This is a genomic window from Streptomyces sp. NPDC056883, from assembly GCF_042788835.1.
Classification (GTDB): Bacteria; Actinomycetota; Actinomycetes; order Streptomycetales; family Streptomycetaceae; genus Streptomyces; species Streptomyces stoeckheimensis.
The window spans coordinates 10,058-34,276 of record NZ_JBHUBS010000022.1; the positions used below are offsets into that span (position 1 = coordinate 10,058).

Genomic DNA, 24,219 nt, shown 5'->3' on the forward strand with positions numbered 1-24,219 from the left:
CCCTTAGAAAGAACGACGCGAGCCCGAGGCTGGTATAAGACGGACCCCTCCCCCCCCCCCAAACCGCCCCCCGATCACTCCCCCCGCACCCCCCCCCCCCCCCGGGCCGTTTCCGTACGGGACCAAAGTCCCGGAGCGGATGGGTCAGAGCGCGTGCTGGTACTGCCGGTCCAGGTTGCCGGCGAGGGTGTGGACGGTGACGAGGTGCGGCTCGATCCGCATGTAGACGGGGTCGAAGACCGCGCCGTCCACGAAGTGCGGACCGGGTCCGAACAGTTCCAGTTCGGCGGTGGTGGGTTCGACGAGGTTCGCGGTGCCGGTGAACTGCACCGACCACAGGTGCGACTCGCCGGAATTGAAGTTGTCGGCTCCGTAGGCGACCACACTGCCGTTGCAGGCCTGGTGGTAGCCGAAACCGGAATGCATTCTCAGGAGGACCTTGCCGTTCACCACGATGTGGCGCGCGACGGCGAGGAAGGGCAGCGCGCGCATGCTGGTGGCGGCTCGGCCGTACGGCACGCGGCGCAGCAGTTCGATGGCGTGGAGTTCCTCTGGGGACATGTCATCCACTGTCGGGTACCGACACCGTGTGGGAAAAGAGGAGCCCGCCCCGCACATGAAGGACGTTGGTCCCGAATTAAACAGTGCGCCCCGTGGAATCGTGCAACCACGGGGCGTGACACTGAGTAACGGAATTCCGTGAAGCTAGTTCCGCTTCTCGGCCTGCAGGCGGGCCACGTAGGCGGCGGCCTGGGACCGGCGCTCCATGCCGAGCTTCGACAGCAGGCTGGAGACGTAGTTCTTGATCGTCTTCTCGGCCAGGTGCAGCCGCTCGCCGATCACGCGGTTCGTCAGGCCCTCGCCGATCAGGTCGAGGATCTTGCGCTCCTGCTCGGTGAGGTTGGAGAGCCGGTCGTCGCCCTTGCCGTTCTTGCCGTCGCGCAGCCGCTCCAGCACCCGCGCCGTGGCGACGGGGTCCAGCAGGGACTTGCCGGCCGCCACGTCACGCACCGCGTTGAGCAGCTCGTTTCCGCGGATCGCCTTGAGCACGTAGCCCGAGGCGCCGGCCATGATCGCGTCGAACAGCGCCTCGTCGTCGGCGAACGAGGTCAGCATCAGGCACTTGATGTCCTCGTTTTGGGAGCGCACCTCGCGGCACACCTCCACACCGCTGCCGTCCGGGAGGCGGACGTCGAGAACGGCCACGTCGGGGCGGGTGGCGGGGATCCGGACCAGTGCGTCGGCGGCCGTACCGGCCTCACCCACGACCTCGATGTCCGATTCCATCGACAGCAGCTCGTGAACACCCCGACGTACCACTTCGTGGTCGTCCAGGAGGAATACCTTGATTTTTCCGTTTTCGCGCACGAACTCAGTTTCACACACTCACCCCTTCCCTGCCGGTGACGAGCGGGATAACGTGCCGTTGTTCCGGCCCCCTGCAAGGCTGTGACCAGTGGTTGTTCCCGGTTCCGCCGATTTACTTGGAAATCCAAGCAAAATCGCAGGTCAAACGGGGTTTCGCAGTTATGCGACGCACTGGGTAACGTGCATTGCGCAGGGCACTCGCCGGGGCACCTGTCACGCCTGAATCCCAGACCCGAAGCGCACCCACCCCGTGCGCGGGCAGAGATACAGGTGAGCCGCACTGGACCCCGGAGAACCCGGGTGCCGGACCGACGGAGGAGCAATCGTGACCGTGGAGAGCACTGCCGCGCGCAAGCCGCGCCGCAGCGGCACCAAGCGGCCGGCCGCGGCAAACGCCGCCAAGCCCGCCGCTGCCACCGCGAAGACGCATGACGCTGAGCCTCAGCTCGTACAGCTGCTGACGCCCGAGGGGGTGCGCGTCGACGTCGCGGAGAATCCCGACGTCGCGGAATTCGCGCCCTTCGTCGCCGACATCACCACCGATGACCTGCGCGGTTTCTACCGCGACATGGTCATGACCCGCCGCTTCGACGGTGAGGCGACCGCCCTCCAGCGCCAGGGCGAGCTGGGCCTGTGGGCCTCGCTGCTCGGCCAGGAGGCCGCTCAGATCGGCTCCGGCCGGGCCCTGCGCGACGACGACTACGTCTTCCCGACGTACCGCGAGCACGGCGTGGCCTGGTGCCGCGGGGTCGACCCGACCAACCTGCTCGGCATGTTCCGCGGTGTGAACCACGGTGGCTGGGACCCGACCACCAACAACTTCCACCTGTACACGATCGTCATCGGCTCCCAGACGCTGCACGCGACCGGGTACGCGATGGGCGTGGCCAAGGACGGCGCCGACTCGGCCGTCATCGCCTACTTCGGCGACGGCGCGTCCAGCCAGGGCGACGTCATGGAGGCCTTCAACTTCTCCGCCGTCTACAACTCGCCCGTGGTGTTCTTCTGCCAGAACAACCAGTGGGCGATCTCCGAGCCCACCGAGCGCCAGATGCGCGTACCGCTCTACCAGCGCGCGCAGGGCTTCGGCTTCCCGGGCGTCCGGGTGGACGGCAACGACGTACTGGCCTGCCTCGCGGTGACCCGCTGGGCACTGGAGCGGGCCCGCCGGGGAGAGGGACCCACCCTGGTGGAGGCCTTCACGTACCGGATGGGTGCGCACACCACCTCCGACGACCCGACGAAGTACCGGCGCGACGAGGAGACGGCGGCCTGGGAGGCCAAGGACCCGATCCTGCGCCTGAAGGCCCACCTGCTGGCCACCGGAGGCGCCGACGAGGCGTTCTTCGAGCAGCTGGAGGTCGAGAGCGAGGCGCTCGGCAAGCGGGTGCGCGAGGTCGTGCGCACGATGCCGGACCCCGACACGATGGCGATCTTCGAGAACGTCTACGCGGACGGGCACGCGCTCGTCGACGAGGAGCGCGCGCAGTTCGCCGCCTACCTCGCGTCCTTCGAAGGCGGGGAGTGACCGTCATGGCCGTACAGAAGCTCACCATCGCCAAGGCGCTCAACGACTCCTTGCGCAAGGCCATGGAAGAGGACCCCAAGGTCCTGATCATGGGCGAGGACGTCGGCAAGCTCGGCGGCGTCTTCCGCATCACCGACGGACTCCAGAAGGACTTCGGCGAGGAGCGGGTCATCGACACCCCGCTCGCCGAGTCGGGCATCGTCGGCACCGCCATCGGCCTGGCCCTGCGCGGGTACCGGCCGGTCGTGGAGATCCAGTTCGACGGGTTCGTCTTCCCCGCGTACGACCAGATCGTCACGCAGCTCGCCAAGATGCACGCGCGCTCGCTCGGCACCATCAAGATGCCGGTCGTCATCCGCATCCCCTACGCGGGCGGCATCGGCGCGGTCGAGCACCACTCGGAGTCCCCGGAGACGCTGTTCGCGCACGTCCCGGGCCTGAAGGTGGTCTCGCCGTCCAACGCGAGCGACGCCTACTGGATGCTCCAGCAGGCCATCCTCAGCGACGACCCGGTCATCTTCTTCGAGCCGAAGCGCCGCTACTGGGACAAGGGCGAGGTCGACGTCGAGGCCATCCCCGACGCGCTGCACGGCTCGCGCGTGGCCCGTACGGGCACCGACGTCACCCTGGCGGCCTACGGCCCCATGGTGAAGGTCTGCCTGCAGGCGGCCGAGGCCGCCGCCGAGGAGGGCAAGTCGGTGGAGGTCGTCGACCTGCGCTCGATGTCCCCGGTCGACTTCGACGGGATCCAGGCGTCGGTGGAGAAGACCCGCCGGCTCGTGGTGGTCCACGAGGCGCCGGTGTTCCTCGGTGTGGGTTCGGAGATCGCCGCTCGCATCACGGAGCGGTGCTTCTACCACCTGGAGGCGCCCGTGCTGCGCGTGGGCGGCTACCACGCCCCGTACCCGCCGGCCCGCCTGGAGGACGAGTACCTGCCGGGCCTGGACAGGGTGCTCGACGCAGTCGACCGCTCGCTGGCGTACTGAGGAGAGCCCTGCGATGACGATCCGCGAATTCAAGATGCCCGATGTGGGCGAGGGCCTCACCGAGGCCGAGATCCTCAAGTGGTACGTCCAGCCGGGTGACACCGTCACCGACGGCCAGGTCGTCTGCGAGGTGGAGACGGCGAAGGCGGCCGTCGAGCTGCCGATCCCCTTCGACGGGGTCGTGCACGCGCTCCTCTTCGAGGAGGGCGTCACGGTCGACGTCGGCCAGGTGATCATCTCCGTGCAGACGGGTCCGGCGGACGAGGCTCCGGCCGAGGCCGCAGCCGCGGCCCCGGTTGCTGCCGCACCGGCCGCCGCCGCGGAGCCCGAGGCCCCCGCGGCCCGGCAGCCCGTCCTGGTCGGCTACGGCGTTTCCACCGCCTCTACGAAGCGCCGCCCGCGCAAGGCTCCGCAGCCCGCGGTCGCCGCGCAGAACGGCACGGGCGTGGCCCACGCCGCGGCCGCCCCGGCGGCCCCCGCGGTTTCCCCCGCGGTGGTCCCCGCCCAGGGCGGCGCGGGCAAGGCACTGGCGAAGCCGCCGGTGCGCAAGCTCGCCAAGGACCTCGGCATCGACCTGGCCGCGGTGGTCCCCACCGGCGACGGCGGGGTCGTGACCCGCGAGGACGTCCACGCGGCGGCCGCGGCGGCCATCGCGCCGCAGACCGTGGCTCCGGCCGTCCCGGTGGCTCCGGCTGCCCCGGTGGTCCCCGCGGCGGCCCAGGCGGCCCCCGTACAGGCCCCGGCCGAGGTGTCCGGGTCCGCCCGCGAGACCCGCATCCCGGTCAAGGGCGTCCGCAAGGTCACCGCCCAGGCCATGGTCGGCTCGGCCTTCACCGCGCCGCACGTCACCGAGTTCATCACCTTCGACGTGACCCGCACGATGAAGCTGGTCCAGGAGCTCAAGGACGACCCGGACCTCGCCGGTCTGCGGATCAACCCGCTGCTGCTGATCGCCAAGGCCGTCCTCGTGGCCATCCGCCGCAATCCCGACGTCAACGCGTCCTGGGACGAAGCGGCCCAGGAGATCGTGCTCAAGCACTACGTCAACCTGGGCATCGCGGCGGCCACCCCCCGCGGGCTGATCGTCCCGAACATCAAGGACGCGCACGCCAAGACGCTCGGCGAGCTGTCGCAGGCCCTGTCCGGGCTGGTCGCCACGGCCCGCGAGGGCAAGACCTCCCCGGCCGACATGCAGCACGGCACCATCACCATCACCAACGTCGGCGTCTTCGGCGTCGACACCGGTACGCCCATCCTGAACCCCGGCGAGTCCGCGATCCTCGCGGTCGGCGCGATCAAGCTCCAGCCGTGGGTCCACAAGGGCAAGGTCAAGGCGCGCCACGTCACCACCCTGGCGCTGTCCTTCGACCACCGCCTCATCGACGGCGAACTGGGCTCCCGCTTCCTCGCGGACATCGCCGCCGTCCTGGAGCACCCCCGCCGTCTGATCACCTGGTCCTGACGGCCCGGCGTTCCGGCCTCCGGGTATCCCACCCGGAGGCCGGAATTTCGCATGAAACCGCCCCTGCACTGCCTCTGACGTGCAGAAATCCCTTGGGGAACGACTCCGCAGGGTGTGATCATCGGCCCATGCACTTCCGCGCTGCCACAGCAGACCCCACCGACCTGGACCGCGCCCTCGCCTACCCGGCAGACGGCCCCGTCCCCGCCCTCACCCCCGAGAAGATCCGCGAGGAGCTCGCCGAGGGCCGGATGCGTCCCGAGTGGACCTGGTTCGCCGAGGACGAGAACGGCGAGGTCCTGGCCCGCGCCCTGTGGTGGGGCCGCGCCCACAGCGAGCGCCCGGCCGTCCTGGACTGCCTCCAGGTCCGTGCCGACGTGGCCGACCCGGCCGCCGTCGCCGCCGGACTGCTCGCCGCCGGGCACGAGGCCTTCGGCAAGCTCCCCGACTACAACATCTCCCTGCCGCGCGACTGGCGCACCTCCCCCGACGGCCTGGCCGAGGCGGTCGCCTGGCGGCAGAAGGCGGCTGCCGAAGCCGGCCTGGTCCGCGAGATCGAGCGGCTCCGCTTCGAGTGGACCCCGGCCGCCGGCACCGCGGAGCCCACCGGCCGGCTGGTCTTCCGCGAAGGCACCGACGAGGAGTTCCTCGACGCCTTCGTCCGCCTCTCGCAGGGCAGCCTGGACGTGCACACGCAGAGCGAGCTCCGCACGATGGACGCCGAGGCGCTGGCGCGCGACGACATCGAGTTCTACACCGACTGCCCCGGCGAGCGCTCCTGGTGGCGCCTGGCATACCTCCCGGACGGCACCCTCGCCGGTATGGCGATCCCCTCCGCGACCCCGTACCACCGCAACGTCGGCTACCTCGGCGTCGTCCCCGAGCAGCGCGGCAAGGGCCTGATCGACGAGATCCTCGCCGAGATCACCCGCTTCCACGCGGGCGAGGCCGCCGACCGCATCACCGCCACCACGGACACCGTGAACGCCCCGATGGCCGCCGCCTTCACCCGCGCCGGCTACGAGGTCACCGAGATCCGCCTGGTCCTGGAGCCGGCCCCGGGGGCCTGACCGCTCGCCCGGCGGCGGTGGCCGTACGGCTGCTACTCCGTCAGCCAGCCGCGCTGCACGCACCGTACGCCGGCCTCGAACCTGCTGCGCGCGCCGAGGCGTTCCATCAGGTCGGCCGCGCCCAGATCGGCACCAACTGGTAACCGCGGGACCGTACGCGGGCCGAGGGACGAGGATGGGAGGATGCTGCACCCCATCGAAGCCCTCGAAGCAGAGCGGTCCCGGACGTCCCTCCGGCCGGATTTCGCCTCCGCGCCACCGGTCCTGGCCTCCGTCGAACTGGCCGTGGACGGGGACCCGGTGCGGTACGCGAGCAGACTGCGCGGGGTCCTGGACGCCGTCCTGCGCATCGCCGCCGCGGAGTCATTCGACGGGGACGACGGCCTGCCCGCCGGCACCGTCCCGGGCTGGTTCTCCGGCGTCTGCCGGGGCGGAGGTCCCCCGGAGCACTTCGCGGCCGAGGGGCGTGACCGCTACACCGAACGGACCGGCGGCGCGCCCTGGGCACTGCAGAACTGGCTCTCCCGCTTCGACCCCGACCTGGAGGTCCGCGGCTGGGCCTGGTGGGACCTGACGGCCGCGCCCACCGGGAACGGGGTGCTGCGGCTCTGGGTGGACACCTGGGGCGAGCCCTCCTTCGCTTGGGAGGACCTGCGGTGGCTCGCCTTCGTGGCGGGCGCGCGGACGGTGGCGGACCCGGTGCTGTTGAAGCCGGAGGTCTGGGCGGGCGAGCTGTCCGTGGGCGGCGGCGGGGAGAGCGCCCTGATGGTCGACTGGACCCCGGGGGACACCACGGTCCGGTGGAGCGGCCCGGCGGGGAGCGTGGAGAAGACGTACGCGCTACCGCCCCGGTCCGTCATGGCGTGGCGGGAACGCGGCGAGACGCTGGTCCTGGTGGTGGAGGAGTGCGATTCCGCACCCTTCACCCCGTCGGACAACGCCGTGGTCCACCGGGCCGACGGCTCGGAGCGGTTCCGCCTGCACCCGCCGCACGATCTGCTCCGCACCCCGTCCGACGTGCACGGTTTCTACTTCGCCATGCCACAGGATGGACGGCCGCTGGTCATCATGGTCACGCGCAACGCGGGCGATTTCCAGGGCCGCATCGACCTGGAAACGGGCGAGATCACCGACACCAACACCTGGCGCTGACCTGAGGGGTAACCTCCCCGCCGGGAGAGGGGTGGGACGGGGTGTCCATCGCGGAGTTGCAGGTGTGTGCCGTCGAGGCGGCCGACGTCACCGGCGGGGTGTGCGTCGTGCGGTGCATCGGGGGAGTGGCGCGGGCCGGGCAGGCGTACGCGGCCGGCGAGCTGCGGACCAGGCTGCGGGGGATCGAGCGGTACGGGCGCACGGTCGGGTCCTTCGACGCGGGGCACGTGGCGAAGGTGCACCTCACAGGGCCCGTGGTCGCGTTGCTCGCGCGCGGGCAGGTGCTGACGTACGTACCGCCGGACGGGCACGGGCTGGCCGACCTGGAGGAGTGGCTGGCCACCGGGCCCCCGCTGCTGGAGGAGCCGCATCCGGAGCAGCTGCGGTCCCTGGCGACGAGCCGGATGCAGGGCGAGGAGCTGCCCGAGCGGGTGCGGCTGCGCTGGGGCCGGGTCGCGCTGGCGGCCATCGAGCGGTCGGAGCGGTCGGAGGAACGGCCGTACGTACGCAGCTACTTGATCCGGTGCTTCGGTCCCGGCGAGGACGGGGATCCCGACCGGGACCCCGCCGCCCTGTGCCGGGACGTACTGGCCCGCTTCGAGCTGACCCCGGCCCAGGCGGCGGCGCAGGCCCGGGTCTGGCGGGAGCTGCCGCGCCCCGACATCCTCCGGCTGCGCCGCATCAAGAACCTGATCCGCTGCACGGAACCGGCCCGGCCGTACCTCGCGCCGACCGACCCCCTGGCGCTGGCCGTGGACGCCTGGACGGCGGTGCGGCCGGGGCTTCCGTAGGCCTCGGGGGCCTCAGCGGGCCGCGTTGCCGAGCACCTTGGCCGGGGTGAGGCGTACGACGACCCGGACCTGCTCGGCCGGAGCGTTCGCGTACTCCTCGCCCGCGCCCGGCCCCTCGTACTCCTCGGCGATGCGGACGGCGACGGCCCGGCCGGCGTCCTCGGTGACGGTGGCGGTGCCGCGGATCTCGGCGTAGAGGAAGGGGTTGGCCAGGTCGAAGACGGTGAGGCCGATCCTGGCGTCCCGCGCGATGTTGCGCTCCTTGCGGCGGCCGCGCTCGGTGGAGATCAGGATCTCGTCCCCGTCCCGGGTCACCCACACCACCGAACTCTGCGGGCTGCCGTCGGGGTTGAGCGTGGCGAGCACCGCCGGATGCGGGGCGTCGAGCAGCTTTCGTACGGTGTCGTTCAGCACAAGAGTCATGGGGGGAACGGTAGACGGGGAGGGTGGCGGCTCGCCGTCGATTTCCCGTGGGCGCGGGCGACTAGGGCAGGTCGGCCGGTGCGGGGCGCCCGGTCAGCAGGAGTCCTCGCCCTTGAGCAGGCACTTCTCCGCCCACTCGCCCAGCTCCGTGAGCGCGGGCTTGAGTGCGGCTCCCCGGTCCGTCAGCCGGTAGGCGACCCGCAGGGGCGGGCCCTCGTCGACCTCGCGCAGGACGAGGCCGGCCGCCGCGAGCTCGACCAGGCGGTCGGACAGCATGCGCTCGCTGATGCCGGAGATGGACCGGCGCAGGTCCGCGAAGTGCACCGGGCCCTCCATCAGCGAGGCCAGGATCACGCCCGTCCAGCGCTTTCCGAGCAGCCCGAAGACCTGGGTGATGCCGTCGCTCACCCGGCTGCAGGCCCCGGTTTCCTGGTGCTTCCCCTTGTCCGCCATGGCTTCAGGGTACTACCTGCGCCTTAGGGGGTGAGAAAAAGTAAGCGACTGTGCTAATAATAGTGACGTACGAAATTGCACTCACTGGAGGTTCTCATGGTCACCCTTCTGCACCTGGACTCGTCGCTGAACTCCGCTGCTTCCTCCTCGCGTGCGGTGACCGCCGCGTTCCGCAAGGCCTGGGAGGAGCAGCACCCCGAGGGCACGGTCGTCTACCGCGACCTGGCGGCCGACCCCGTTCCGCACCTCGACGGCGCCGCCTGGTCCGCCGCCTTCGCCGACCCCTCCACCCACAGCCCCGAGCAGGCCGCGGCCTTCGCCGAGCGGCTGAAGCTGGTGGCGGAGCTGGAGCAGGCGGACGCCGTGCTGATCGGCGCCCCGATGTACAACTTCTCGATCCCCTCCACGCTGAAGGCATGGCTGGACCAGGTCATCGTGATGGGCCGCACCGCGGGCGCCGACTCGCCCCTCAAGGGCCTGCCGGTCACCGTCGTCGCGAGCCGCGGCGGCTCCTACGCGCCCGGCACCCCGCGCGAGGGCATGGAGTACGTGCAGAACTACCTGGCCGGCGTGCTGACCGAGATGTTCGGCGCCGAGGTCGACTTCATCGTCCCCGAGCTGACCCTGGCCACGTCCGTCCCGGCGATGGCCGGACTCATCCCCCTCGCGGAGGCCTCGTACGCGCAGGCCCTCGCGGACGCGGAGTCGAAGGGCAAGGCCCTCGCGGTACGCCTCGGTTCGGCCGCCTGAGGCCTAGGCCTGGATCGGCCCCGCCTGGATCGGGGCCGCGCCCTGCCGGAGTGCTTCGAGCAGGGCGCGTACGGGGGGTCGGCCCAGGGACACCTTGCGCACGGCCGCGTACACGGACCGGACCGGGCGCGGATCGCGGACCGGGCGTACGACGACCCCCGGATGGCGGCCGCCCGCCACTGCCGTTGCCACGGCCCCCGTCCCTGCCGCGGTCTCCGCCCCGGGACCGGGCCCCAGCCCCATGCGGGGCATCAGGCCGATGCCGAGCCCGGCCGCGACGAACCCCTGCGCCGTCGGGTAGTCCTCGCTCTGCACCACGAAGTCCGGGCTGAAGCCCGCCGCCGCGCAGGCTTCGAGCACCGGCTCCAGGCAGGGGCCGGGCGGCTCGCTGCCAACCCACTGCTCCTCCGCGAGCTCCACGAGGGCGATCGTCTCCCTGGACGCGAGCCGGTGCCCGGCCGGGAGCACGGCGTCGTACGCGTCGTCGAGCAGGTGGATCAGCTCCACGTCCTCGCGCGGCCGGGTCCGGGGCGCGATGACCAGGGCGAGGTCCGCGCGGCCCTGCTCCACCTCCTTCAGCGGATCCTCGGGGTCGGTCATCCGCAGGTCGATCCGCACGCCGGGGTGCTCGCGCCGCAGCCCGGCCAGGGCCGGGGCCACCAGGGCCGCGCCCGCCGTGGCGAAGTAGCGGACGGCGAGCCGGCCGGTGCGGCCGGCCCTGAGGTCGGCCAGCGCGGTCTCCGCCTCGGCGAGGTCGCGGCTGATGACCGCGGCGTGGTCGGCGAGCAGCCGGCCCGCCGCCGTCGGCCGGACGCCCCGCCCGACCCGCTCCAGCAGGGGGATGCCGGCCTGCCGCTCCAGCGCCGCCACCTGCTGGCTCACCGCGGAGGGGGTGTACCCCAGGTGGGCCGCGGCGGCGGTCACCGATCCGCTGGTGACGACCGCCCTCAGGACCTGCATCCTTCGCACATCGAGCATGTAGTACACGTTAACGGTTGGTGCAGAACCATTTGCTTGTCCTGTCGTATCGGGTCCCGCACCGTGGGAGGAGGAGACCGCGGCCCCAGAGGCGTGCGGCCCGATACCCGAGGAGAAGACCGTGATCGGTGCCGGACGCGTCGGTGTGCTCGCCCTCCTGTGGGGCTCGACGTTCTTGTGGATCGACCTGGCCCTGAAGGGCTTCACCCCCGTCGAGGTCACGGCGGTCCGCTGTGCGCTGGGCGCCCTCGTCCTCGGGATCGCGTGCAGGTTCGCGCGCCAATGCCTGCCCCGCGGGCGGGCGGTGTGGGGTCACGTCCTGGTGGCGGCGTTCTTCTGCAACGCGCTGCCGTTCGTCCTGTTCGGCATCGGCCAGCAGAGCGTCGATTCGGGACTCGCCGGCGTGCTGAACGCGACGACCCCGCTGTGGTCGCTCCTGATCGGCCTCGCCACCCGCGCCGAACGCCGCCCGCACGCGGTCCGGTTGGCCGGTCTGCTGGTCGGACTCGCCGGAACCGCGCTGATCTTCGCCCCGTGGCAGCGGTCGGGGCACGCGGGCTGGGGCGCCCTCGCCATCCTGGGGGCCGCCGCGAGCTACGCCTTCGCCTTCACGTACATGGGCCGCCACCTCGTCGGAAAGGGCGTGCCCACGCTGTCGCTCGCCACCGCCCAACTCCTGGCGGCCACCGGCCTCACGGCGCTCGCGCTGCCCTTCGGCGGCCCGTCCTCCGGCGGCCCGGCCGCGGTCCGGTTCCAGACGGTGCCCCTGCTGGCCGTCGTGGTCCTCGGCGTCTTCGCCACCGGCGTCACCTTCTACCTCACGTACCGGATCATCGCCGACGAGGGCGCGACCAACGCCGCCACCGTCGGCTACCTCCTGCCGGTGGTCTCCGTGGCGCTGGGAGCGCTCGTACTCGGCGAGGAGCTCAGCCCGCGCGTGGTCGCCGGCATGGCAGTCGTCCTGCTGGGCGTGGCCCTCACCCGCCGCCGGGCTACGGTCTCCACTGAAGGCAGGCGCCTTTTCCCCCGGCCGGACGACCGAACGATCCCGGCCGCAGCCGCCGTACGGCGCCCGGGGTAGGTGCCCTGCGCACCTACGACCACTGGGGGGAACCAGTGCCCACGACCGCCGCCGCACACGAACGGACGGACCGGCCGGACCAGCCGGACCGGCCCGCCCGAATACCGGAGGTCGACGCCCTGCGCGGCTTCGCCCTCCTGGGGATCCTGCTGGTCAACGCGCTGATGATGGCCGGTCCGTACGGCACCGGGGGCGGCGTCGATCCGGACGCCTCCCCCCTCGACCGGGGCGTCGACGGGGTCGTACAGGCCTTGGCCGTCGGCAAGTTCTACCTGATGTTCTCGTTCCTCTTCGGCTACAGCTTCACCCTCCAGCAGGCCTCCGCCGCACACGACGGCGCGAGCCCCGCCCCGCGGATGCTCCGCCGTACGCTCGGCCTGCTCGTCCTGGGCGTCCTGCACGCCGTCCTGCTGTACACCGGCGACATCCTCATGACCTACGCACTGCTCGGTCTGATCCTGATCGCCGCACGGAACTGCGCGCCCGGGACGGCCCTGCGCGCGGCCCGGATCGTCTACGGATGCACGAGCGCCTTCCTGCTCCTCCTGGGGCTCGGCTCCGTATTCGTGCCGGACGCCGAGACGGCCCGGGCGGACGAGGAGCTCACCGCGGGCTTCGCCGCGATGGTCGCCGACTACCGCGGCGACGCCGCGTCCGTCGTGCGGGCCAACCTCGGGCAGCTGCCCGACGCGCTGCTCGCCGTACCGCTCATGGGCGGCTTCGTGCTGGCGGCCTTCCTGACCGGCCTGTACTGCGGCAAGCGGCGGCTCCTCGCCGACACCGGACGGCACGTGGCGCGGATGCGCCGCATCTGCGTGCTCGGCACCGCCGTGGGCCTGCCCGGCAGCCTCTTCATGGCCGTGGCCGCCGGCGGCGCACTCGGCCCCCGGTGGGCGCTCCTCGGCACGGTCGTGGGCATGGTCACGGCCCCCGCGCTGACCGCCGCGTACGTCTGCGGCCTGCTCCTCTTCATGAAGACGGCCCGGGGCGGGCGCGCCGCGCTCCTCCTCGCCCCCGCCGGCCGGATGGCCCTGACGAACTACCTGAGCCAGTCCCTCGTCATGGCCCTCGTCTTCACCGCCTACGGCCTCGCCCTGTACGACCGCCTCGGCGCGGCCGTCGTCGTACCCGGCGCGCTCCTCCTGTACGGGTCCCAACTCCTGCTCAGCGCATGGCTCATGGCCCGGTACCGGTACGGCCCGGTGGAGTGGCTGCTCCGCGCGGTCACCCTCGCACGGCTCCCGAGGCGCTGAGGGCCGGCGCCCTCGCCCTCAGCCCCGCAGGTCGAGCAGCATCACGTCACGGAGGTACGGGTCCGCGCCCCCGTCAGCGCCCTCGGCGCTCGGGGGCCGGGCCTCGCCGATCTTGCGGTACCCCCAGGCCCGGTAGGCGGACAAGGCCGCCCCGGCCTCCTGGTGGACCTTCAACAGCACCCGCTCGGGCGTGATGCCTTCGAGCAGCGCCGTGTGCAGCCGCCGCGCCACACCCTGTCCGCGCCACGGCCCGCGCACGGCGAGCTCGATGAGCCCGAAGGTGCGGCGGCCGTCCTCCCGCCGCACGGCGTCGGGCACGGGCTCGGTGAGTTCGTCCCACCACACCGCGTCGTGCTGGAGCATCCAGCCGTAGGCCATGCCGGCCGGTTCACCGTCCGGGGTGCGGGCCAGGGCCGCGCGGAAGGCGGTCCTGCGCGTCTGCGCGGGGAAGCGGAGGCGGGCGGCGGCGAGCTCCTCCTCGGTCTCGTGGTGCGGAGCCTCCGCGAACGCCTCGGCGTAGACCAGCCCGAACGCGTCCGCGGCCCGGAGCGCGGCCGGGCCCTCCATGCACTCCGTCGTGAGGCTTTCCCGCTGCGTTCTCCGCTGCGTCATGAGGCTCCTTCGGGCGTCCGCCAGGGAATGTTGCGCCAGGGGCTCGCCGGGTCGCTGGTCAGGGTGAGGTGGGTGGCCAGCACGCCCGTGTACCACTCGCCGAACTCCTCCTCGTCGAAGTGCAGGCAGCGCCCCAGGGCGTACCCGGCGGAGAACTCCTCCCACGAGCGGTACGCGGCCCTCGCCGCCTCCCCGGCCTGCAGTACGCCGTGTTCCGCGTCGGTCAGCGTGCCGTAGCGGGTCCCGAGGCCCCAGCGGGCCATCTGCGAGGCCCGGCCCAGGTCCCAGCCCTCCACGGAGCGGACCCAGCCGTCCTCGGGGAGCAGTCCGTCGGCGCGGAAGCGCTGCTCGTAGCGGGCGATGCGGCCGATCAGCCGCTGTACGCCGGCCACTTCGCCCTCCACCTCGGCGGTGGGCCGGGGCGCGGCGACGGTGACCCCCTCGGGGGTGAGCTGCGGTTCGGCGGCCCGTTCGGCGTTGCGGCGCAGGGCGGTGCCGGTGGCGTGGCGCCAGTGCTCCACGTCGACGGGGCCGGCGAAGTCGGAGGCGAGGAGGCGGCGCACGCGCAGGGCGAACTCCCAGACCGGACTGACCAGTTCGGTGGCGAGCAGGCGGCGCAGCGTGTCGTGCCACTCGGCGGCGGTGGTGATGCCCCAGCCCTTGCGCAACCGTTCGCGTTCACGGGTGTAGCCGTTGCCGTGGTAGGCCAGTGCGTTCCAGAACTCCCCGTTGGAGACGGCGAGATGGGCCCCGACGGCCAGCCCGTGCGCGACCGTCCCGTGCAGCGGGCCGCCGACGTGCAGGGAGTGCACGGCTCCGGGAGCGAGCCCCCACTCCGGGGCGGCGGCGTCCCAGTGGGCGCGCCAGCGGGCGAGGTCGGCGGGGGTGGTGGTGAGGTAGGCCTCGGCGGGGGAGCCGGGGTTCACGGCGAGGTGCGGCGGGTCGGCGGAGTCCCAGGCGTTCGCGAACCAGGCGAGGGACCGGGGCAGGTACACGGTGTGCGGGTCGGGGACGGGCAGCATCCCGCGGGTGTGGACGACGAGGCAGCGCCGGTCGGGGGTGGGGTGGAAGCGTGCCTGTGTCGGCTCGGCGTCGACCTGGGCCCGGGACTGCGCGAGGAACAGCTCGCTCCGTGCGAGGACGTCGAGGTACCCCGCCCAGTCCCCGCGCGCCTTGGCTCCGTACAGCTCGCGCTCGATGGAACTCGGCGCCGTCCACCCATCCATGCGGATCAGCCTAACGGGGGCCTTTCTGGGCCAGCTCGGCCCATACCGTCTTGCCGACGATCCGGTCGCAGGCGCCCCAGCGCTCCGAGAGCGCACTCACGATGTGCAGGCCGCGCCCGAACTGGTCGTCGTCGGACACCGCTCGCGGTTCGGGGCGGCGCTCGCCTTTCGGATCGGTGACCTCGATGCGGAGCACTGCTCCGGTGAGCTGGACGGCGACCCGGAGGTACCGGTCCCACAGCGAGCCGTGCAGCAGCGCGTTGGTGAGCAGCTCGCTCGTCAGCAGCGCCACGTCCGAAGCGAGCTCGGGCTGCCCCCAGGCGACGGCCAGCCAGGCGGAGTGCCGGCGGGCCCTCGGTACGGAGTCCTGGCGGGGCGGGTAGTTCCGTACGTCCTGACGCTCCATGGCTGTGCACCCTCCGGTACGGGCGGTGGCATGCCGGTGCCTTTGTCTTTGTGGGCAGCCCGGTGCGCTTCCGCCAACTGACTCTGTGCGGTGAGTAGTTCGCTCGACACTGACCGTAGGGATGACACCTCTGGGGCACAAGCAGTTCGGGGAAGATGTTCCCTGAATGGGTGACGGTGTCGACTTCGGCCGGAGGATGGCGGGAGACTGACGCGGTGAACCGTGGAATGCGAGAGCCCGAGGGCAACCGGGTGTCAACCGTGTTGGGCCGCAGGCTGGGTGGCGAGCTGTCCAGGCTGCGTGCAGCGGCGGGCCGAACTCAGGCCCAGGCGGCCCGGGAAATCACCGCGACTCCGACGAAGATCCAGAAGATGGAGAGCGGCTGGGTGCCCATGAGGGACCCGGACATCCGCGTCCTGTGCGAGTTCTACGGAGTGACGGACGCGGAGTTCGTGAACGGCCTGCTCGACCTGGCCAAGCTGGACCGCGAGCGCCGCAAGGCCAAGGGGTGGTGGCACTCGCTCGATGCCGGCGCGATGGCCGAGTACATCGCGATGGAGGACATCGCCTCCCGCGTTCGTACGTGGCAGCTGTCGCTGATTCCCGGACTGCTCCAGACCGCGGACTACGCACGCGCCCTGGCCGTGAGCGACGAGTACTGGCAGGACCCGGACGACATCGAGCGCGTAGTGGCGGTGCGGATGAAGCGGCAGCACCGGCTGCGGAGCGAGAAGCCCCTCCACCTGCATGCCGTCGTCTCGGAGGCCGCGTTGCGTCAGGAGATCGGTGGCCCGGCGGTCATGCGTGCGCAGCTGGATCACCTCCGGGAGCTGTCGGAACTCCCCAACGTCCATGTGCAGGTACTGCCGTTCCGCTCCGGCGGACACCCGTGCATCGTCGGCCCGTTCAGCCTGATCTCCTTCGCTGAGGCGGAGGCAATCGACGTCGCTCACATGGACGTCATCGGTTCTACTGTGTGGGTGGAGAGCGGCCAGGAAAGCGCTGTGTACAGCCGGTACTTCGACCGCACGGCCAGGCTGAGTCTGGCCCCGCGTGACTCCGCGAACCTGATCGACAGCATCGGCAAAGGACTCCAGGCGTGACACAGTTCCACTTCGTAAAGTCCAGCTACAGCGCCTCCAGCGGCGAGTGCGTCGAGGTGGCCACCAACGTGGTCGGGACCGTTGCCGTCCGGGACAGCAAGGACGCCGACGGGCCCGTCATCCGGGTCGCCGCCAGCGCGTGGGCCGCCTTCGCGGCCTCGGCGTGATCATCCGGACCGGGCGGCTCACGCTGCTGCCGCTGGAGGCCGCGCATGCCGAGGAGATGGCGGCCGTGCTGGGCGATCCGGAGCTGCACGGCTTCATCGGTGGAGCCCCGCTCACCGTGGCGGAGCTGCACGCCCGCTACGCGCGGCTCGCCGCCGGGTCGCCGGACCCCGACACCACCTGGTGGAACTGGGTGGTGCGGCTCGACGAGGCGGACTGCCTGGTCGGCACCGTGCAGGCGACCGTGAGCGGCGGCGTCGCCGAGGTCGCCTGGGTGGTCGGCACGCCCTGGCAGCGCCGCGGCATCGCCACCGAGGCCGCAGCGGGGCTGATCGGGTGGCTCCGTACACAGGCGGCGGTCCACGCCGTCATCGCGCACGTGCACCCCGACCACACCGCATCCGCGGCCGTCGCCCGCGCGAGCGGCCTCGTTCCCACCGACGAGTGGCACGACGGCGAGGTCAGGTGGGAGCACCCGGAACGCCAGTAGGGTGTCGGGCCCCGGGGGACTCGTCGCGGCAGAGGAGCAGCCATGCGGAGCGGTACGGGTTCGGTCGCGGTGGTCGGAGGTTCCATCGCGGGCTGTGCGTTCGCCACGGCGGCCGCGCGGGCCGGGGCGGCCGAGGTGGTGGTGCTGGAGCGTACGCGCGGGCGGCTCGCGGACCGTGGGGTCGGGCTGTGCGTCCACGACGACCGGGCCGTCGAACTGCGGGCGAGCGGGGCGCTGCCCGAGGGGATCGCCGCGCACCGGCTGGAGCGCCGCCGGTGGGTGGTGCGCGACCCGGAGGCGGGGGCGGCGGGCCGGCTGATCTGGGAGCAGCCGTTCCCGTTCCACTCGTACCACTGGGGGCAGCTCTGGCGCGGGCTGCGGGAGGCGGTCCCGGACGCGGTGGTCTACCGGCAGGGCGAGACGGTGACGGGCGTGGCCGGGGACGGCGAGGTGCGGCTCGCGGGCGGTGGGGCCGAGCGGTACGACCTGATCGTCGGCGCGGACGGGTACCGGTCCGTGGTGCGCGCGGCGGTCTGTCCCGAGTCCCGGCCGCACTACGCCGGGTACGTGTGCTGGCGCGGCAACCTCGACGCGGGACTGCTGCCGACCGGCGCCGTGGACCCGCATCCGGAGGCGGTGACCACCGTCTGCTTCCCCGGCGGCACCTGCGTCATCTACCGCATCCCGGGGCCGGACGGGCCCCGGGTGAACTGGGTCCTCTACGCCCCGCCGCCACGGGACGGCGGGTTGCGCTACGACGACCCGACGAGCTTCCCGCCCGGCGCGCTGACCCCGGAACTCACGGAGCACCTCGGGGCACTGCTGGAGCGGGAGTTCCCGCCGTACTGGGGCCGGGCGCTCGCGACGACGGACCCGCGGGACACCTTCGTCCAGCCGATCTACGACCTGGAGACCGCGCGGACCACGGCCGGTCGCCTGCTGCTGGCCGGGGACGCGGCCAGTGTCGTACGCCCGCACAACACGAGCGGCGCCGCCAAGGCACTCCAGGACGCCACCGCCTTCGCCGACGGCTGGCGGCGGGCGGACTCCGTCGAGGAGCTGCTGCGCGGGTACGAGGGGGTGCGCGGCGGGGCCGGGCGGGAGCTGGTCGCCCTGGCGCGCCGGCTCGGTCGTGCCCAGGTCGAGCGGACCCCGGCCTGGGCGGACATGAGCCGCGACGAGGTGGAGGCGTGGTGGCAGGGGCAGCTCGCGGGGGTGCCGGGGATCGGCGGGCAGTCGATGACCCCGTAGCCGGGGCCGGGGCGGTGGCTCTTGGTGGCGGGCCCGCCTGACGGGGCATCGGTCGGGGGTGACGGTGTACACGCAGGTCACGGGCGTCCGTAGGCCGGTTGCGCGGCGTGTCGGCGCGGGGCGAACAGGGGCTCCGGTTGCGGGAGGTGACGGGCTGTCCGTGAGTGGACCGTGACACGTCCCATGTCACGTGCCAGGTCACGCCCCGTCCCCGGCGCACCCCTGGCATTCCCGACACCGCTGTCCCCCATCGGTGTCCCACCGACAGGAGAGCCCGTTGCACCGCATCACGCGCTACACCGTCCCCGCCGCCCTCTGCCTGACCCTGCTGACCGCGTCCCCCGGCCTGGCATCGGCGTCGGCTTCCGCGCAGTCGCCCGCGCAGCCCCGGGCCGCCGCGGTCTTCGCCGCCGCACCGGCCGGGAAGGCCATCCCGGGCACCGAGGCCCTGCTCGCGCAGGTGCAGTCGCTGGGCGGCGTCGGCGGACTGCTGAAACCCGTCACCGATCTGCTGGCCGCGGTCCTGAAGTCCCCCGACGGCAAGCTCCCGGAGGCGGACCTGGCCGCCTTCAAGGAGAAGATCGACGCGGCCATCGCCGAGCTGAAGAAGAGCCTCCCCGCCGCCCCGGCCCTGCCCGTACCCGTCCCGCCGGTGGACGCCCCCAACCTCCCGGTCGACCCGCCGAAGCTCCCGGTGGAGGCCCCGAAGCTGCCGGTGGAGGCTCCCAAGCTCCCGGTGGAGGCGCCGAAGCTGCCGGTCGAGGCTCCGGCGCTGCCCGTGGAGGCTCCGAAGCTTCCGGTCGAGGCCCCGAAGCTGCCCGTTGACGCCCCGAAGCTCCCGGTCGACGCCCCGGCCCTCCCCGTGGAGGCGCCGAAGCTGCCGGTTGCGGCCCCGGCGCTGCCCGTCGACGCCCCGAAGCTGCCGGCCGCGGCCCCCGCGCTGCCCGTCGCCGCGCACCAGGCCAAGCGCGCCTTCGGCCCGCTCGACCTGGCCACCAGTGCCATCGACAAGCTCAAGGGCTCCGTGGACGGGCTCACCAAGGCCGCCGGTCCCTGCGGCTGCTCCACCGACGCCAAGGCCAAGGCCACCGACGTGGTGACCGACCTGGTCGCCGCCCTCATCGCCCTGCTCACCGGCCTCGGCCTGCCGGGACTGCCCCCGCTCCCGATCCCGGCCCCGGAGCTGCCGGTCCCGCTGCCCGTCGAGTAGCGGCTGCGCTCCCGGCCCCGGCGCTCGCGTTCGAGCAGCGGTTAGGGGCAGGGCGCCACGGTGGGGCGGCTCAGCCGCGCTTGTCGAGGACGTCGGTGACGAGCCGTACGGCGTCGGGCAGCTCGATGTGGTCCTCGGGGTAGGCGCCGAGGTGGGCACCGCTGGGCAGCACGGTGGCCGTGGCCCCCAGGCCGCGCACGAGTTCGGCGACGTGCTCGATCGGGTCGGGGGTGTTCACCGGGTCGTCGATCGCCGCCAGGACCTGGAAGTCCGCGGCGGCGGCGCGGATCCGCTCCCAGTCGAAGCCACCGTCGAAGAAGTCGGCGAGCTGGTCGTAGCCGACCTCGTGGGAGGCGGTGGACACCAGCACGGCGCCGGCGAAGGGTCCGGCCTTCTCGGTGTCATGGGCCTCGAGCATCCGCAGCACGTTGACCCCGCCGATGCTGTGGCCCACCAGCACCGTGTCACCGGCCGGGCCGGCCTGCTCGGCGGCATCGGCGAACGCCTTGCGCCACACCTCCGCCACGGGCGCCTCGCCTCCGGGGAGGTTCGGGATGACCACCTGGTGGCCGAGGGCTTCGAGTTCAGCCTGGAAGGAAGGGAACCACACGCTGTCCTCGCGGGCGGTGTAGCCGTGGGAAACGACGATCGTGCTCATAGCTCTCCTTGGCAGTGCGTCAACAAGAAACAATCGAAACGCGCCGTCGCGTTTCGATTGGAAAGTATCACACTGCTACGGTGATCGGCGTGTCTCCGCAGAAACCTTCCGTCCCGCCCCGCCCGCCCCGTACCGGCGGTCGACAGCGCAGCCAGGACGCGCACGACGCGGTCCTCGCCGCCGCCGTCGAACTCCTGGAGGAGGTCGGCTACCAGAGCGTCACCATCGAAGCCGTGGCCGCCCGCGCGGAGGTCGCGAAGAGCACCATCTACCGGTGGTGGAAGTCCAAGCCCGTCCTGGTGATGGACGCCTACCGCCGGACCGTCGAGGAACGCATGCCCGTTCCCGATACCGGGACGGTGGCCGGCGATCTCACCTGCTTCGTCGGCGAACTGCACCGCGTGGCCGAGCACCCTCTCCGTGTCAGGGCGCTGCGCGGCCTGATGGCCGAGGCGCAGCTGGATCCCGCCTTCGAAGAGGTTTTCCGCACGTGGGTGGAAAGCCGCCGGGACGTCCTCAAGGAGCTGCTGGACCGTGCCGTCGGCCGCGGCGAACTCCCCGCCGGTGCCGACCTGGACTTTGCCGCCGACCAGATCTTCGGACCGTTCTGGTACCGCCTCCTGGTCGGTCACGCACCCCTGCACCCCGGTCAGGCCGCCCGGCGCGTCACCGCCCTCGTCGCCGGTCTGCGCACCGGTGAGGACGGAGCTCAGGTCACCGGTACAGCCACCGCGCCGACCAGCGGCTGAGCAGCGGCATGAGCACCCACGTCATCAGCGCCGTGAGCGTCGGAGCGACGATGGCGAAGCGCAACGGGAGTGCGAGGTGTTCGAGCAGCGGCCCGGCGATCGTCACCAGCAAGGTGATCGTCGGGTAGACGGCGCACAGCGACAGCAGCCACATCTTCCACCGCGCCGGCGGGCGCACGACACGGCCCCCGGGCAGGGCGAACCAGGCGTCCATCCCGGCCAACTCCCGCTCCTCCGGCGGCTCTTCCGCAAGCTCTGCGGAGCCGGCGATGAGAGCGGCCCTGGCTGGTGAGCCCTGCCACCTCGCCAGGTTCTCCGCGCTGTCGAACCGGTACACGACCGCGTATTCACGACCGCCCGCGGAGGGGCGGATCACGGCCATGCCCTGATGCCCCGGAAGTGCCCCCGCCTCTTCCCCGAGACGCTCGAGGAAAGCCTCGAACTCCCGCTCGCGCCCCTCCCGGACCCGCCGGGTCACCAGCATGGTGACCGGACTGGAGTCCGTAACTCCGTTTGTTTTCCGTGCTGTTGGTGCCATACGAATGTGCTCCCCCGAGATGTCGAGCCCATATCAACGCATCGGCCCCGGCGCGTCCAGGCCCGGTCCACCATCCGAAATGCCCGCCCACCCCGTTCCCCCCCAGCGGCAGCGTCCCCGTGCGACCGGCGTGCCGCCGCGCGACCGCACGGACCCCCTTGACGGGCTCTCCGCGCAGGTGGACGCTCCCTGGGCTCGGATCCGTACGGTGCGTTGGGGGGCCGGAATGCCGGAGCAGTCGGAGGGGCGCGTCCAGACGGCGGGGGAGCTGCGGGCCCTGCTCGCGGCGCGCGGGGCGCGGTGGTCCGTGAGCGAGCACCTTGCCGACGGGGATCCCGTACCGAAGCCCGCCCTGGGCCTGGGGGCGAGCACGGCGGCGGCACCGGACCTGACGCCCGCCGGGGCCGCGCCGCCGGTGGACCTGCGGAGCCTCGTGGGCCGGGCCAGCGGAAATCCGCACCTCACCCGGCGCAGGAGGGCGCACGGACTGCTCGCGGGGGCGGACACCGGCGCGCCGGCGGCGGCCCGGCCGTCCGCCGTCGACTGGCGGAGCCGGTGGGGTCACGCCTGGCTCACCAAGGTGAAGGACCAGAACCCGTGCAGCTCCTGCTGGGCGTTCGGGGCGGCCGGCCTGGTGGAGTCGATGGCCCGCATCGAGCACCACGTGTGGGCCGAGCGGTCCGAGGGGGACGTGCACGACGGGCTGAAGGCCCGCTGCGGACAGACGGGCAGCCCCGAGGCCGCCCTCGACTGGATCCGGACCAACGGCGGACTCGCGGACCCGGGCTGCTGGCCGTACTCGCCGCCGCCGCCCGGAACCCCCGTGGACCGCCGGGAGGCCTGGCGGGCGGAGTACACCCCGAGCTGGGACCGCTCCGGGCGGACCGTCCGCATCGCCGGGTACGTACGGCTCGGCGACGTGGAACAGCAGAAGGTGTGGCTGGACACGGTGGGCCCGCTGACCGCCTGCTTCGACGTGTACGAGGACTTCTTCGGCCTGGGCTCCGGCGTCTACCACCGCACCAGCGACCGGCTGGCGGGCGGTCACTGCGTCCTGATCACCGGCTACGACGACGCGGCCGGCTGCTGGCTGTTCAAGAACTCCTGGGGCACCGGCTACCACGTGGGCGGCTACGGCCGGATCGCGTACGGCGAGGCGCGCATCGACGACTGGGCGAAGTGCGGGCTCCAGGACACCAACATCGACCCGTGGAGCAAGCGCCGCCTGCACACCGGCAACGTCTACGAGAGCGGCAACGGCCGCGCCCACCGCAACTTCGAGCTGGCGGCACTCGCCGACTCCGCAGGCGGCCCGCTCCGGCACTGGTGGCGCGAGGGCGACGCCCCGTACGCCTGGAACCGCGCCCAGGGCTTCGCCTCCGACGCCTCGGGCCAGCCCGCCTTCACGGGGACCACCTACAACCGGAACATGGAGTCGCTGCACGTCACCACCGGCGGCCGGCTCCGCCACTGGTACTACGAGCACTTCGGCGGAGCCTGGCGCGACGGCGGAGCCTTCGGCCCCGGCGACGCGGCGGTCGGCTCGACCCCGGCCTTCATCCAAAGCGACTACGGGGCGCCGGGCAACTTCGAGGTGGTCGTCCGCACCGCCGACGGCCGCCTCAACCACTGGTGGCGGATCAACGGCGCGCCCTGGACCTGGAACGACGGCGGCCGCTTCGCCACCGGCATCGCCCACTTCGGCCCGGCCCTGGTCCAGACCCGCTCCCGCCACCTCGACCTGGTCGCCACCCGCACGGACGGCCGGATGCAGCTGTGGTGGCGCGACGACCCGAACGGGTTCGTGTGGCGCCCCGGCGAGATCTTCGGCTCCGGCATCACCTCCGCGCCCTGCCTGATCGAGGCGCAGTACGGGGCGGCCGACGAGGACACCGCCGGGAACTACGAGCTGTGCGTGACGGGCCCGGGCGGCCGCGTCGAGCACTGGTGGCGCGGCAACGCGGGCGGCGCCGCCTGGCAGCGCTCCGCCCTCTTCGGCCACGACGTGCTGGCGGTCACCGGGATGCTCCAGGGCAGTTTCGGGTTCAACCTGGAGGTGATCGTCCTGCGCACCGACCGCGTGCTCCAGCACTACTGGCGCGACGGCTCCGGCTGGCACGAGGGGGCGGTGATCGGCCCGGCTTAGGCCGCCACGGGAGAGGAGGGTCCGCGTGGAGGTGCGCGAGGTGGTGCTCGCGCCCGGTGAGCCGTACGAGCTGCGGCTCACCGGGCGCGGTGCGCGCGGCTACGTCTGGACCTGGCGGGTGACGGGCGACGCGGACGCCGTCGCGGTGGCGGAGGGTGCGCCGCAGCCGCCCGCCGCGGAGCCGCCGCCGCCCGGGGCGACGGTGGAGCGGGTGTACGTCGTACGGGGGCGGGTGGCGGGCCGGGCCAGGATCCGCTTCGCGCAGGTCCGGCCGCCGTATCCGGAGGAGGCCGCGTACGACGAGTTCGTACTGGACGTCGTGGTGCGCTGATGTCCACGGAGTGACGGTCCACATCCTGGACGCCCTCCG

At 72.5% G+C, this 24,219-nt stretch carries 27 protein-coding genes; 17 read left to right on the plus strand and 10 right to left on the minus strand.

All coding sequences use genetic code 11. From position 1 onward, the window contains the following. Window positions 1–144: 144 nt before the first annotated feature. Both ACFRU2_RS35645 and ACFRU2_RS35650 read right to left on the minus strand, forming a co-directional pair. Window positions 145–561 (minus strand): pyridoxamine 5'-phosphate oxidase family protein, encoded by a 417-nt coding sequence (locus ACFRU2_RS35645; RefSeq protein WP_382980158.1) that lies wholly within the window; start codon window positions 559–561, stop codon window positions 145–147. 144 nt (window positions 562–705) lie between these two features. Further along, window positions 706–1,368 (minus strand): response regulator transcription factor, encoded by a 663-nt coding sequence (locus ACFRU2_RS35650; protein ID WP_250738766.1) that lies wholly within the window; start codon window positions 1,366–1,368, stop codon window positions 706–708. Window positions 1,369–1,693: 325 nt separating this feature from the next. Between ACFRU2_RS35650 and pdhA the strand changes: the two genes are divergently transcribed. The 6 genes from pdhA to ACFRU2_RS35680 all read left to right on the plus strand — a co-directional run bounded on the left by pdhA (window position 1,694) and on the right by ACFRU2_RS35680 (window position 8,357). Further along, window positions 1,694–2,896, plus strand: coding sequence for a pyruvate dehydrogenase (acetyl-transferring) E1 component subunit alpha (pdhA, locus tag ACFRU2_RS35655; protein WP_382980160.1), 1,203 nt, complete (start codon window positions 1,694–1,696; stop codon window positions 2,894–2,896). A gap of 5 nt (window positions 2,897–2,901) precedes the next feature. Beyond that, complete coding sequence (locus ACFRU2_RS35660; RefSeq protein ID WP_351371472.1) at window positions 2,902–3,882, plus strand: alpha-ketoacid dehydrogenase subunit beta; 981 nt, start codon at window positions 2,902–2,904, stop codon at window positions 3,880–3,882. A 13-nt stretch (window positions 3,883–3,895) separates the two neighbouring features. Beyond that, window positions 3,896–5,344, plus strand: a complete 1,449-nt coding sequence (locus ACFRU2_RS35665) for a dihydrolipoamide acetyltransferase family protein (RefSeq protein ID WP_382980162.1) — start codon at window positions 3,896–3,898, stop codon at window positions 5,342–5,344. Window positions 5,345–5,472: 128 nt separating this feature from the next. After that, window positions 5,473–6,414 (plus strand): GNAT family N-acetyltransferase, encoded by a 942-nt coding sequence (locus ACFRU2_RS35670; protein WP_382980163.1) that lies wholly within the window; start codon window positions 5,473–5,475, stop codon window positions 6,412–6,414. Between the two features lie 183 nt (window positions 6,415–6,597). Next, window positions 6,598–7,566, plus strand: coding sequence for a hypothetical protein (locus ACFRU2_RS35675; RefSeq protein WP_382980164.1), 969 nt, complete (start codon window positions 6,598–6,600; stop codon window positions 7,564–7,566). Between the two features lie 41 nt (window positions 7,567–7,607). Beyond that, window positions 7,608–8,357, plus strand: a complete 750-nt coding sequence (locus ACFRU2_RS35680; protein ID WP_382980165.1) for a hypothetical protein — start codon at window positions 7,608–7,610, stop codon at window positions 8,355–8,357. 12 nt (window positions 8,358–8,369) lie between these two features. Here ACFRU2_RS35680 and ACFRU2_RS35685 read toward each other — a convergent pair whose 3' ends face one another. Both ACFRU2_RS35685 and ACFRU2_RS35690 read right to left on the minus strand, forming a co-directional pair. Beyond that, window positions 8,370–8,780, minus strand: coding sequence for a PPOX class F420-dependent oxidoreductase (locus ACFRU2_RS35685; RefSeq protein WP_382980166.1), 411 nt, complete (start codon window positions 8,778–8,780; stop codon window positions 8,370–8,372). Window positions 8,781–8,873: 93 nt separating this feature from the next. Next, the gene (locus tag ACFRU2_RS35690) at window positions 8,874–9,233 is read right to left on the minus strand and encodes a winged helix-turn-helix transcriptional regulator (protein ID WP_382980167.1); all 360 of its coding nucleotides are present in this window, start codon (window positions 9,231–9,233) and stop codon (window positions 8,874–8,876) included. Window positions 9,234–9,329: 96 nt separating this feature from the next. Between ACFRU2_RS35690 and ACFRU2_RS35695 the strand changes: the two genes are divergently transcribed. Next, on the plus strand, window positions 9,330–9,983 hold the full coding sequence (locus ACFRU2_RS35695) for an FMN-dependent NADH-azoreductase (protein WP_382980168.1): 654 nt from the start codon (window positions 9,330–9,332) through the stop codon (window positions 9,981–9,983). 3 nt (window positions 9,984–9,986) lie between these two features. Here ACFRU2_RS35695 and ACFRU2_RS35700 read toward each other — a convergent pair whose 3' ends face one another. Next, complete coding sequence (locus tag ACFRU2_RS35700) at window positions 9,987–10,961, minus strand: LysR family transcriptional regulator (protein WP_382980169.1); 975 nt, start codon at window positions 10,959–10,961, stop codon at window positions 9,987–9,989. Between the two features lie 121 nt (window positions 10,962–11,082). Here ACFRU2_RS35700 and ACFRU2_RS35705 point away from each other — a divergent pair, with 121 nt between their 5' ends. Beyond that, a complete protein-coding gene (locus tag ACFRU2_RS35705) occupies window positions 11,083–12,042 on the plus strand; it encodes a DMT family transporter (RefSeq protein WP_382980170.1) in 960 nt (319 codons plus the stop codon). 35 nt (window positions 12,043–12,077) lie between these two features. Next, window positions 12,078–13,295, plus strand: a complete 1,218-nt coding sequence (locus ACFRU2_RS35710; RefSeq protein WP_382980171.1) for a DUF418 domain-containing protein — start codon at window positions 12,078–12,080, stop codon at window positions 13,293–13,295. Between the two features lie 18 nt (window positions 13,296–13,313). On the opposite strand, the gene ACFRU2_RS35715 is transcribed toward ACFRU2_RS35710, so the two are convergent. Genes ACFRU2_RS35715 through ACFRU2_RS35725 form a run of 3 tightly spaced genes read right to left on the minus strand, consistent with a single transcriptional unit; the run spans window position 13,314 to window position 15,539 of the window. Next, entirely contained in the window at window positions 13,314–13,907 is a 594-nt protein-coding gene (locus ACFRU2_RS35715; RefSeq protein WP_382980173.1) for a GNAT family N-acetyltransferase, read from the minus strand. Next, entirely contained in the window at window positions 13,904–15,133 is a 1,230-nt protein-coding gene (locus ACFRU2_RS35720) for a DUF1266 domain-containing protein (protein WP_382980174.1), read from the minus strand. The genes ACFRU2_RS35715 and ACFRU2_RS35720 overlap by 4 nt, the downstream gene beginning before the upstream one ends. Window positions 15,134–15,143: 10 nt before the next feature. Beyond that, entirely contained in the window at window positions 15,144–15,539 is a 396-nt protein-coding gene (locus ACFRU2_RS35725; protein ID WP_382980176.1) for an ATP-binding protein, read from the minus strand. A 227-nt stretch (window positions 15,540–15,766) separates the two neighbouring features. Between ACFRU2_RS35725 and ACFRU2_RS35730 the strand changes: the two genes are divergently transcribed. From ACFRU2_RS35730 to ACFRU2_RS35750, 5 genes are all read left to right on the plus strand, one after another. Next, a complete protein-coding gene (locus tag ACFRU2_RS35730) occupies window positions 15,767–16,642 on the plus strand; it encodes a helix-turn-helix domain-containing protein (RefSeq protein WP_382980359.1) in 876 nt (291 codons plus the stop codon). Beyond that, the gene (locus tag ACFRU2_RS35735; RefSeq protein WP_382980177.1) at window positions 16,639–16,809 is read left to right on the plus strand and encodes a DUF397 domain-containing protein; all 171 of its coding nucleotides are present in this window, start codon (window positions 16,639–16,641) and stop codon (window positions 16,807–16,809) included. The genes ACFRU2_RS35730 and ACFRU2_RS35735 overlap by 4 nt, the downstream gene beginning before the upstream one ends. Continuing rightward, window positions 16,806–17,297, plus strand: coding sequence for a GNAT family N-acetyltransferase (locus ACFRU2_RS35740; protein WP_382980179.1), 492 nt, complete (start codon window positions 16,806–16,808; stop codon window positions 17,295–17,297). Before ACFRU2_RS35735 ends, ACFRU2_RS35740 begins: the two co-directional genes overlap by 4 nt. A 42-nt stretch (window positions 17,298–17,339) precedes the next feature. Next, window positions 17,340–18,548, plus strand: a complete 1,209-nt coding sequence (locus ACFRU2_RS35745) for an FAD-dependent monooxygenase (protein ID WP_382980180.1) — start codon at window positions 17,340–17,342, stop codon at window positions 18,546–18,548. Between the two features lie 277 nt (window positions 18,549–18,825). Then, window positions 18,826–19,758, plus strand: coding sequence for a hypothetical protein (locus tag ACFRU2_RS35750; protein ID WP_382980181.1), 933 nt, complete (start codon window positions 18,826–18,828; stop codon window positions 19,756–19,758). 70 nt (window positions 19,759–19,828) lie between these two features. Here the strand turns inward: ACFRU2_RS35750 and ACFRU2_RS35755 are convergent, their stop codons facing one another. Next, window positions 19,829–20,416, minus strand: a complete 588-nt coding sequence (locus ACFRU2_RS35755) for an alpha/beta fold hydrolase (protein WP_382980182.1) — start codon at window positions 20,414–20,416, stop codon at window positions 19,829–19,831. A gap of 89 nt (window positions 20,417–20,505) precedes the next feature. On the opposite strand from ACFRU2_RS35755, the gene ACFRU2_RS35760 reads away from it, so the two are divergent. Further along, window positions 20,506–21,165, plus strand: a complete 660-nt coding sequence (locus ACFRU2_RS35760) for a TetR-like C-terminal domain-containing protein (RefSeq protein ID WP_382980183.1) — start codon at window positions 20,506–20,508, stop codon at window positions 21,163–21,165. Here ACFRU2_RS35760 and ACFRU2_RS35765 read toward each other — a convergent pair. Continuing rightward, a complete protein-coding gene (locus tag ACFRU2_RS35765; protein ID WP_382980184.1) occupies window positions 21,131–21,649 on the minus strand; it encodes an antibiotic biosynthesis monooxygenase in 519 nt (172 codons plus the stop codon). The genes ACFRU2_RS35760 and ACFRU2_RS35765 overlap by 35 nt on opposite strands. 280 nt (window positions 21,650–21,929) lie before the next feature. Here ACFRU2_RS35765 and ACFRU2_RS35770 point away from each other — a divergent pair, with 280 nt between their 5' ends. Further along, a complete protein-coding gene (locus ACFRU2_RS35770) occupies window positions 21,930–23,849 on the plus strand; it encodes a C1 family peptidase (protein ID WP_382980185.1) in 1,920 nt (639 codons plus the stop codon). A gap of 25 nt (window positions 23,850–23,874) precedes the next feature. Beyond that, window positions 23,875–24,180 (plus strand): protease inhibitor I42 family protein, encoded by a 306-nt coding sequence (locus ACFRU2_RS35775; RefSeq protein WP_382980186.1) that lies wholly within the window; start codon window positions 23,875–23,877, stop codon window positions 24,178–24,180. Window positions 24,181–24,219 lie beyond the last annotated feature (39 nt).

Excerpts from the sequence above, each read along its gene's own strand:
- ACFRU2_RS35645 (WP_382980158.1), bottom strand. The coding sequence starts at position 561 with ATGTCCCCAGAGGAACTCCACGCCATCGAACTGCTGCGCCGCGTGCCG.
- ACFRU2_RS35660 (WP_351371472.1), top strand. The coding sequence starts at position 2,902 with ATGGCCGTACAGAAGCTCACCATCGCCAAGGCGCTCAACGACTCCTTG.
- ACFRU2_RS35665 (WP_382980162.1), top strand. The coding sequence starts at position 3,896 with ATGACGATCCGCGAATTCAAGATGCCCGATGTGGGCGAGGGCCTCACC.
- ACFRU2_RS35670 (WP_382980163.1), top strand. The coding sequence starts at position 5,473 with ATGCACTTCCGCGCTGCCACAGCAGACCCCACCGACCTGGACCGCGCC.
- ACFRU2_RS35675 (WP_382980164.1), top strand. The coding sequence starts at position 6,598 with ATGCTGCACCCCATCGAAGCCCTCGAAGCAGAGCGGTCCCGGACGTCC.
- ACFRU2_RS35685 (WP_382980166.1), bottom strand. The coding sequence starts at position 8,780 with ATGACTCTTGTGCTGAACGACACCGTACGAAAGCTGCTCGACGCCCCG.
- ACFRU2_RS35690 (WP_382980167.1), bottom strand. The coding sequence starts at position 9,233 with ATGGCGGACAAGGGGAAGCACCAGGAAACCGGGGCCTGCAGCCGGGTG.
- ACFRU2_RS35695 (WP_382980168.1), top strand. The coding sequence starts at position 9,330 with ATGGTCACCCTTCTGCACCTGGACTCGTCGCTGAACTCCGCTGCTTCC.
- ACFRU2_RS35700 (WP_382980169.1), bottom strand. The coding sequence starts at position 10,961 with ATGCTCGATGTGCGAAGGATGCAGGTCCTGAGGGCGGTCGTCACCAGC.
- ACFRU2_RS35715 (WP_382980173.1), bottom strand. The coding sequence starts at position 13,907 with ATGACGCAGCGGAGAACGCAGCGGGAAAGCCTCACGACGGAGTGCATG.
- ACFRU2_RS35720 (WP_382980174.1), bottom strand. The coding sequence starts at position 15,133 with ATGGATGGGTGGACGGCGCCGAGTTCCATCGAGCGCGAGCTGTACGGA.
- ACFRU2_RS35725 (WP_382980176.1), bottom strand. The coding sequence starts at position 15,539 with ATGGAGCGTCAGGACGTACGGAACTACCCGCCCCGCCAGGACTCCGTA.
- ACFRU2_RS35730 (WP_382980359.1), top strand. The coding sequence starts at position 15,767 with ATGCGAGAGCCCGAGGGCAACCGGGTGTCAACCGTGTTGGGCCGCAGG.
- ACFRU2_RS35745 (WP_382980180.1), top strand. The coding sequence starts at position 17,340 with ATGCGGAGCGGTACGGGTTCGGTCGCGGTGGTCGGAGGTTCCATCGCG.
- ACFRU2_RS35755 (WP_382980182.1), bottom strand. The coding sequence starts at position 20,416 with ATGAGCACGATCGTCGTTTCCCACGGCTACACCGCCCGCGAGGACAGC.
- ACFRU2_RS35765 (WP_382980184.1), bottom strand. The coding sequence starts at position 21,649 with ATGCTGGTGACCCGGCGGGTCCGGGAGGGGCGCGAGCGGGAGTTCGAG.
- ACFRU2_RS35770 (WP_382980185.1), top strand. The coding sequence starts at position 21,930 with ATGCCGGAGCAGTCGGAGGGGCGCGTCCAGACGGCGGGGGAGCTGCGG.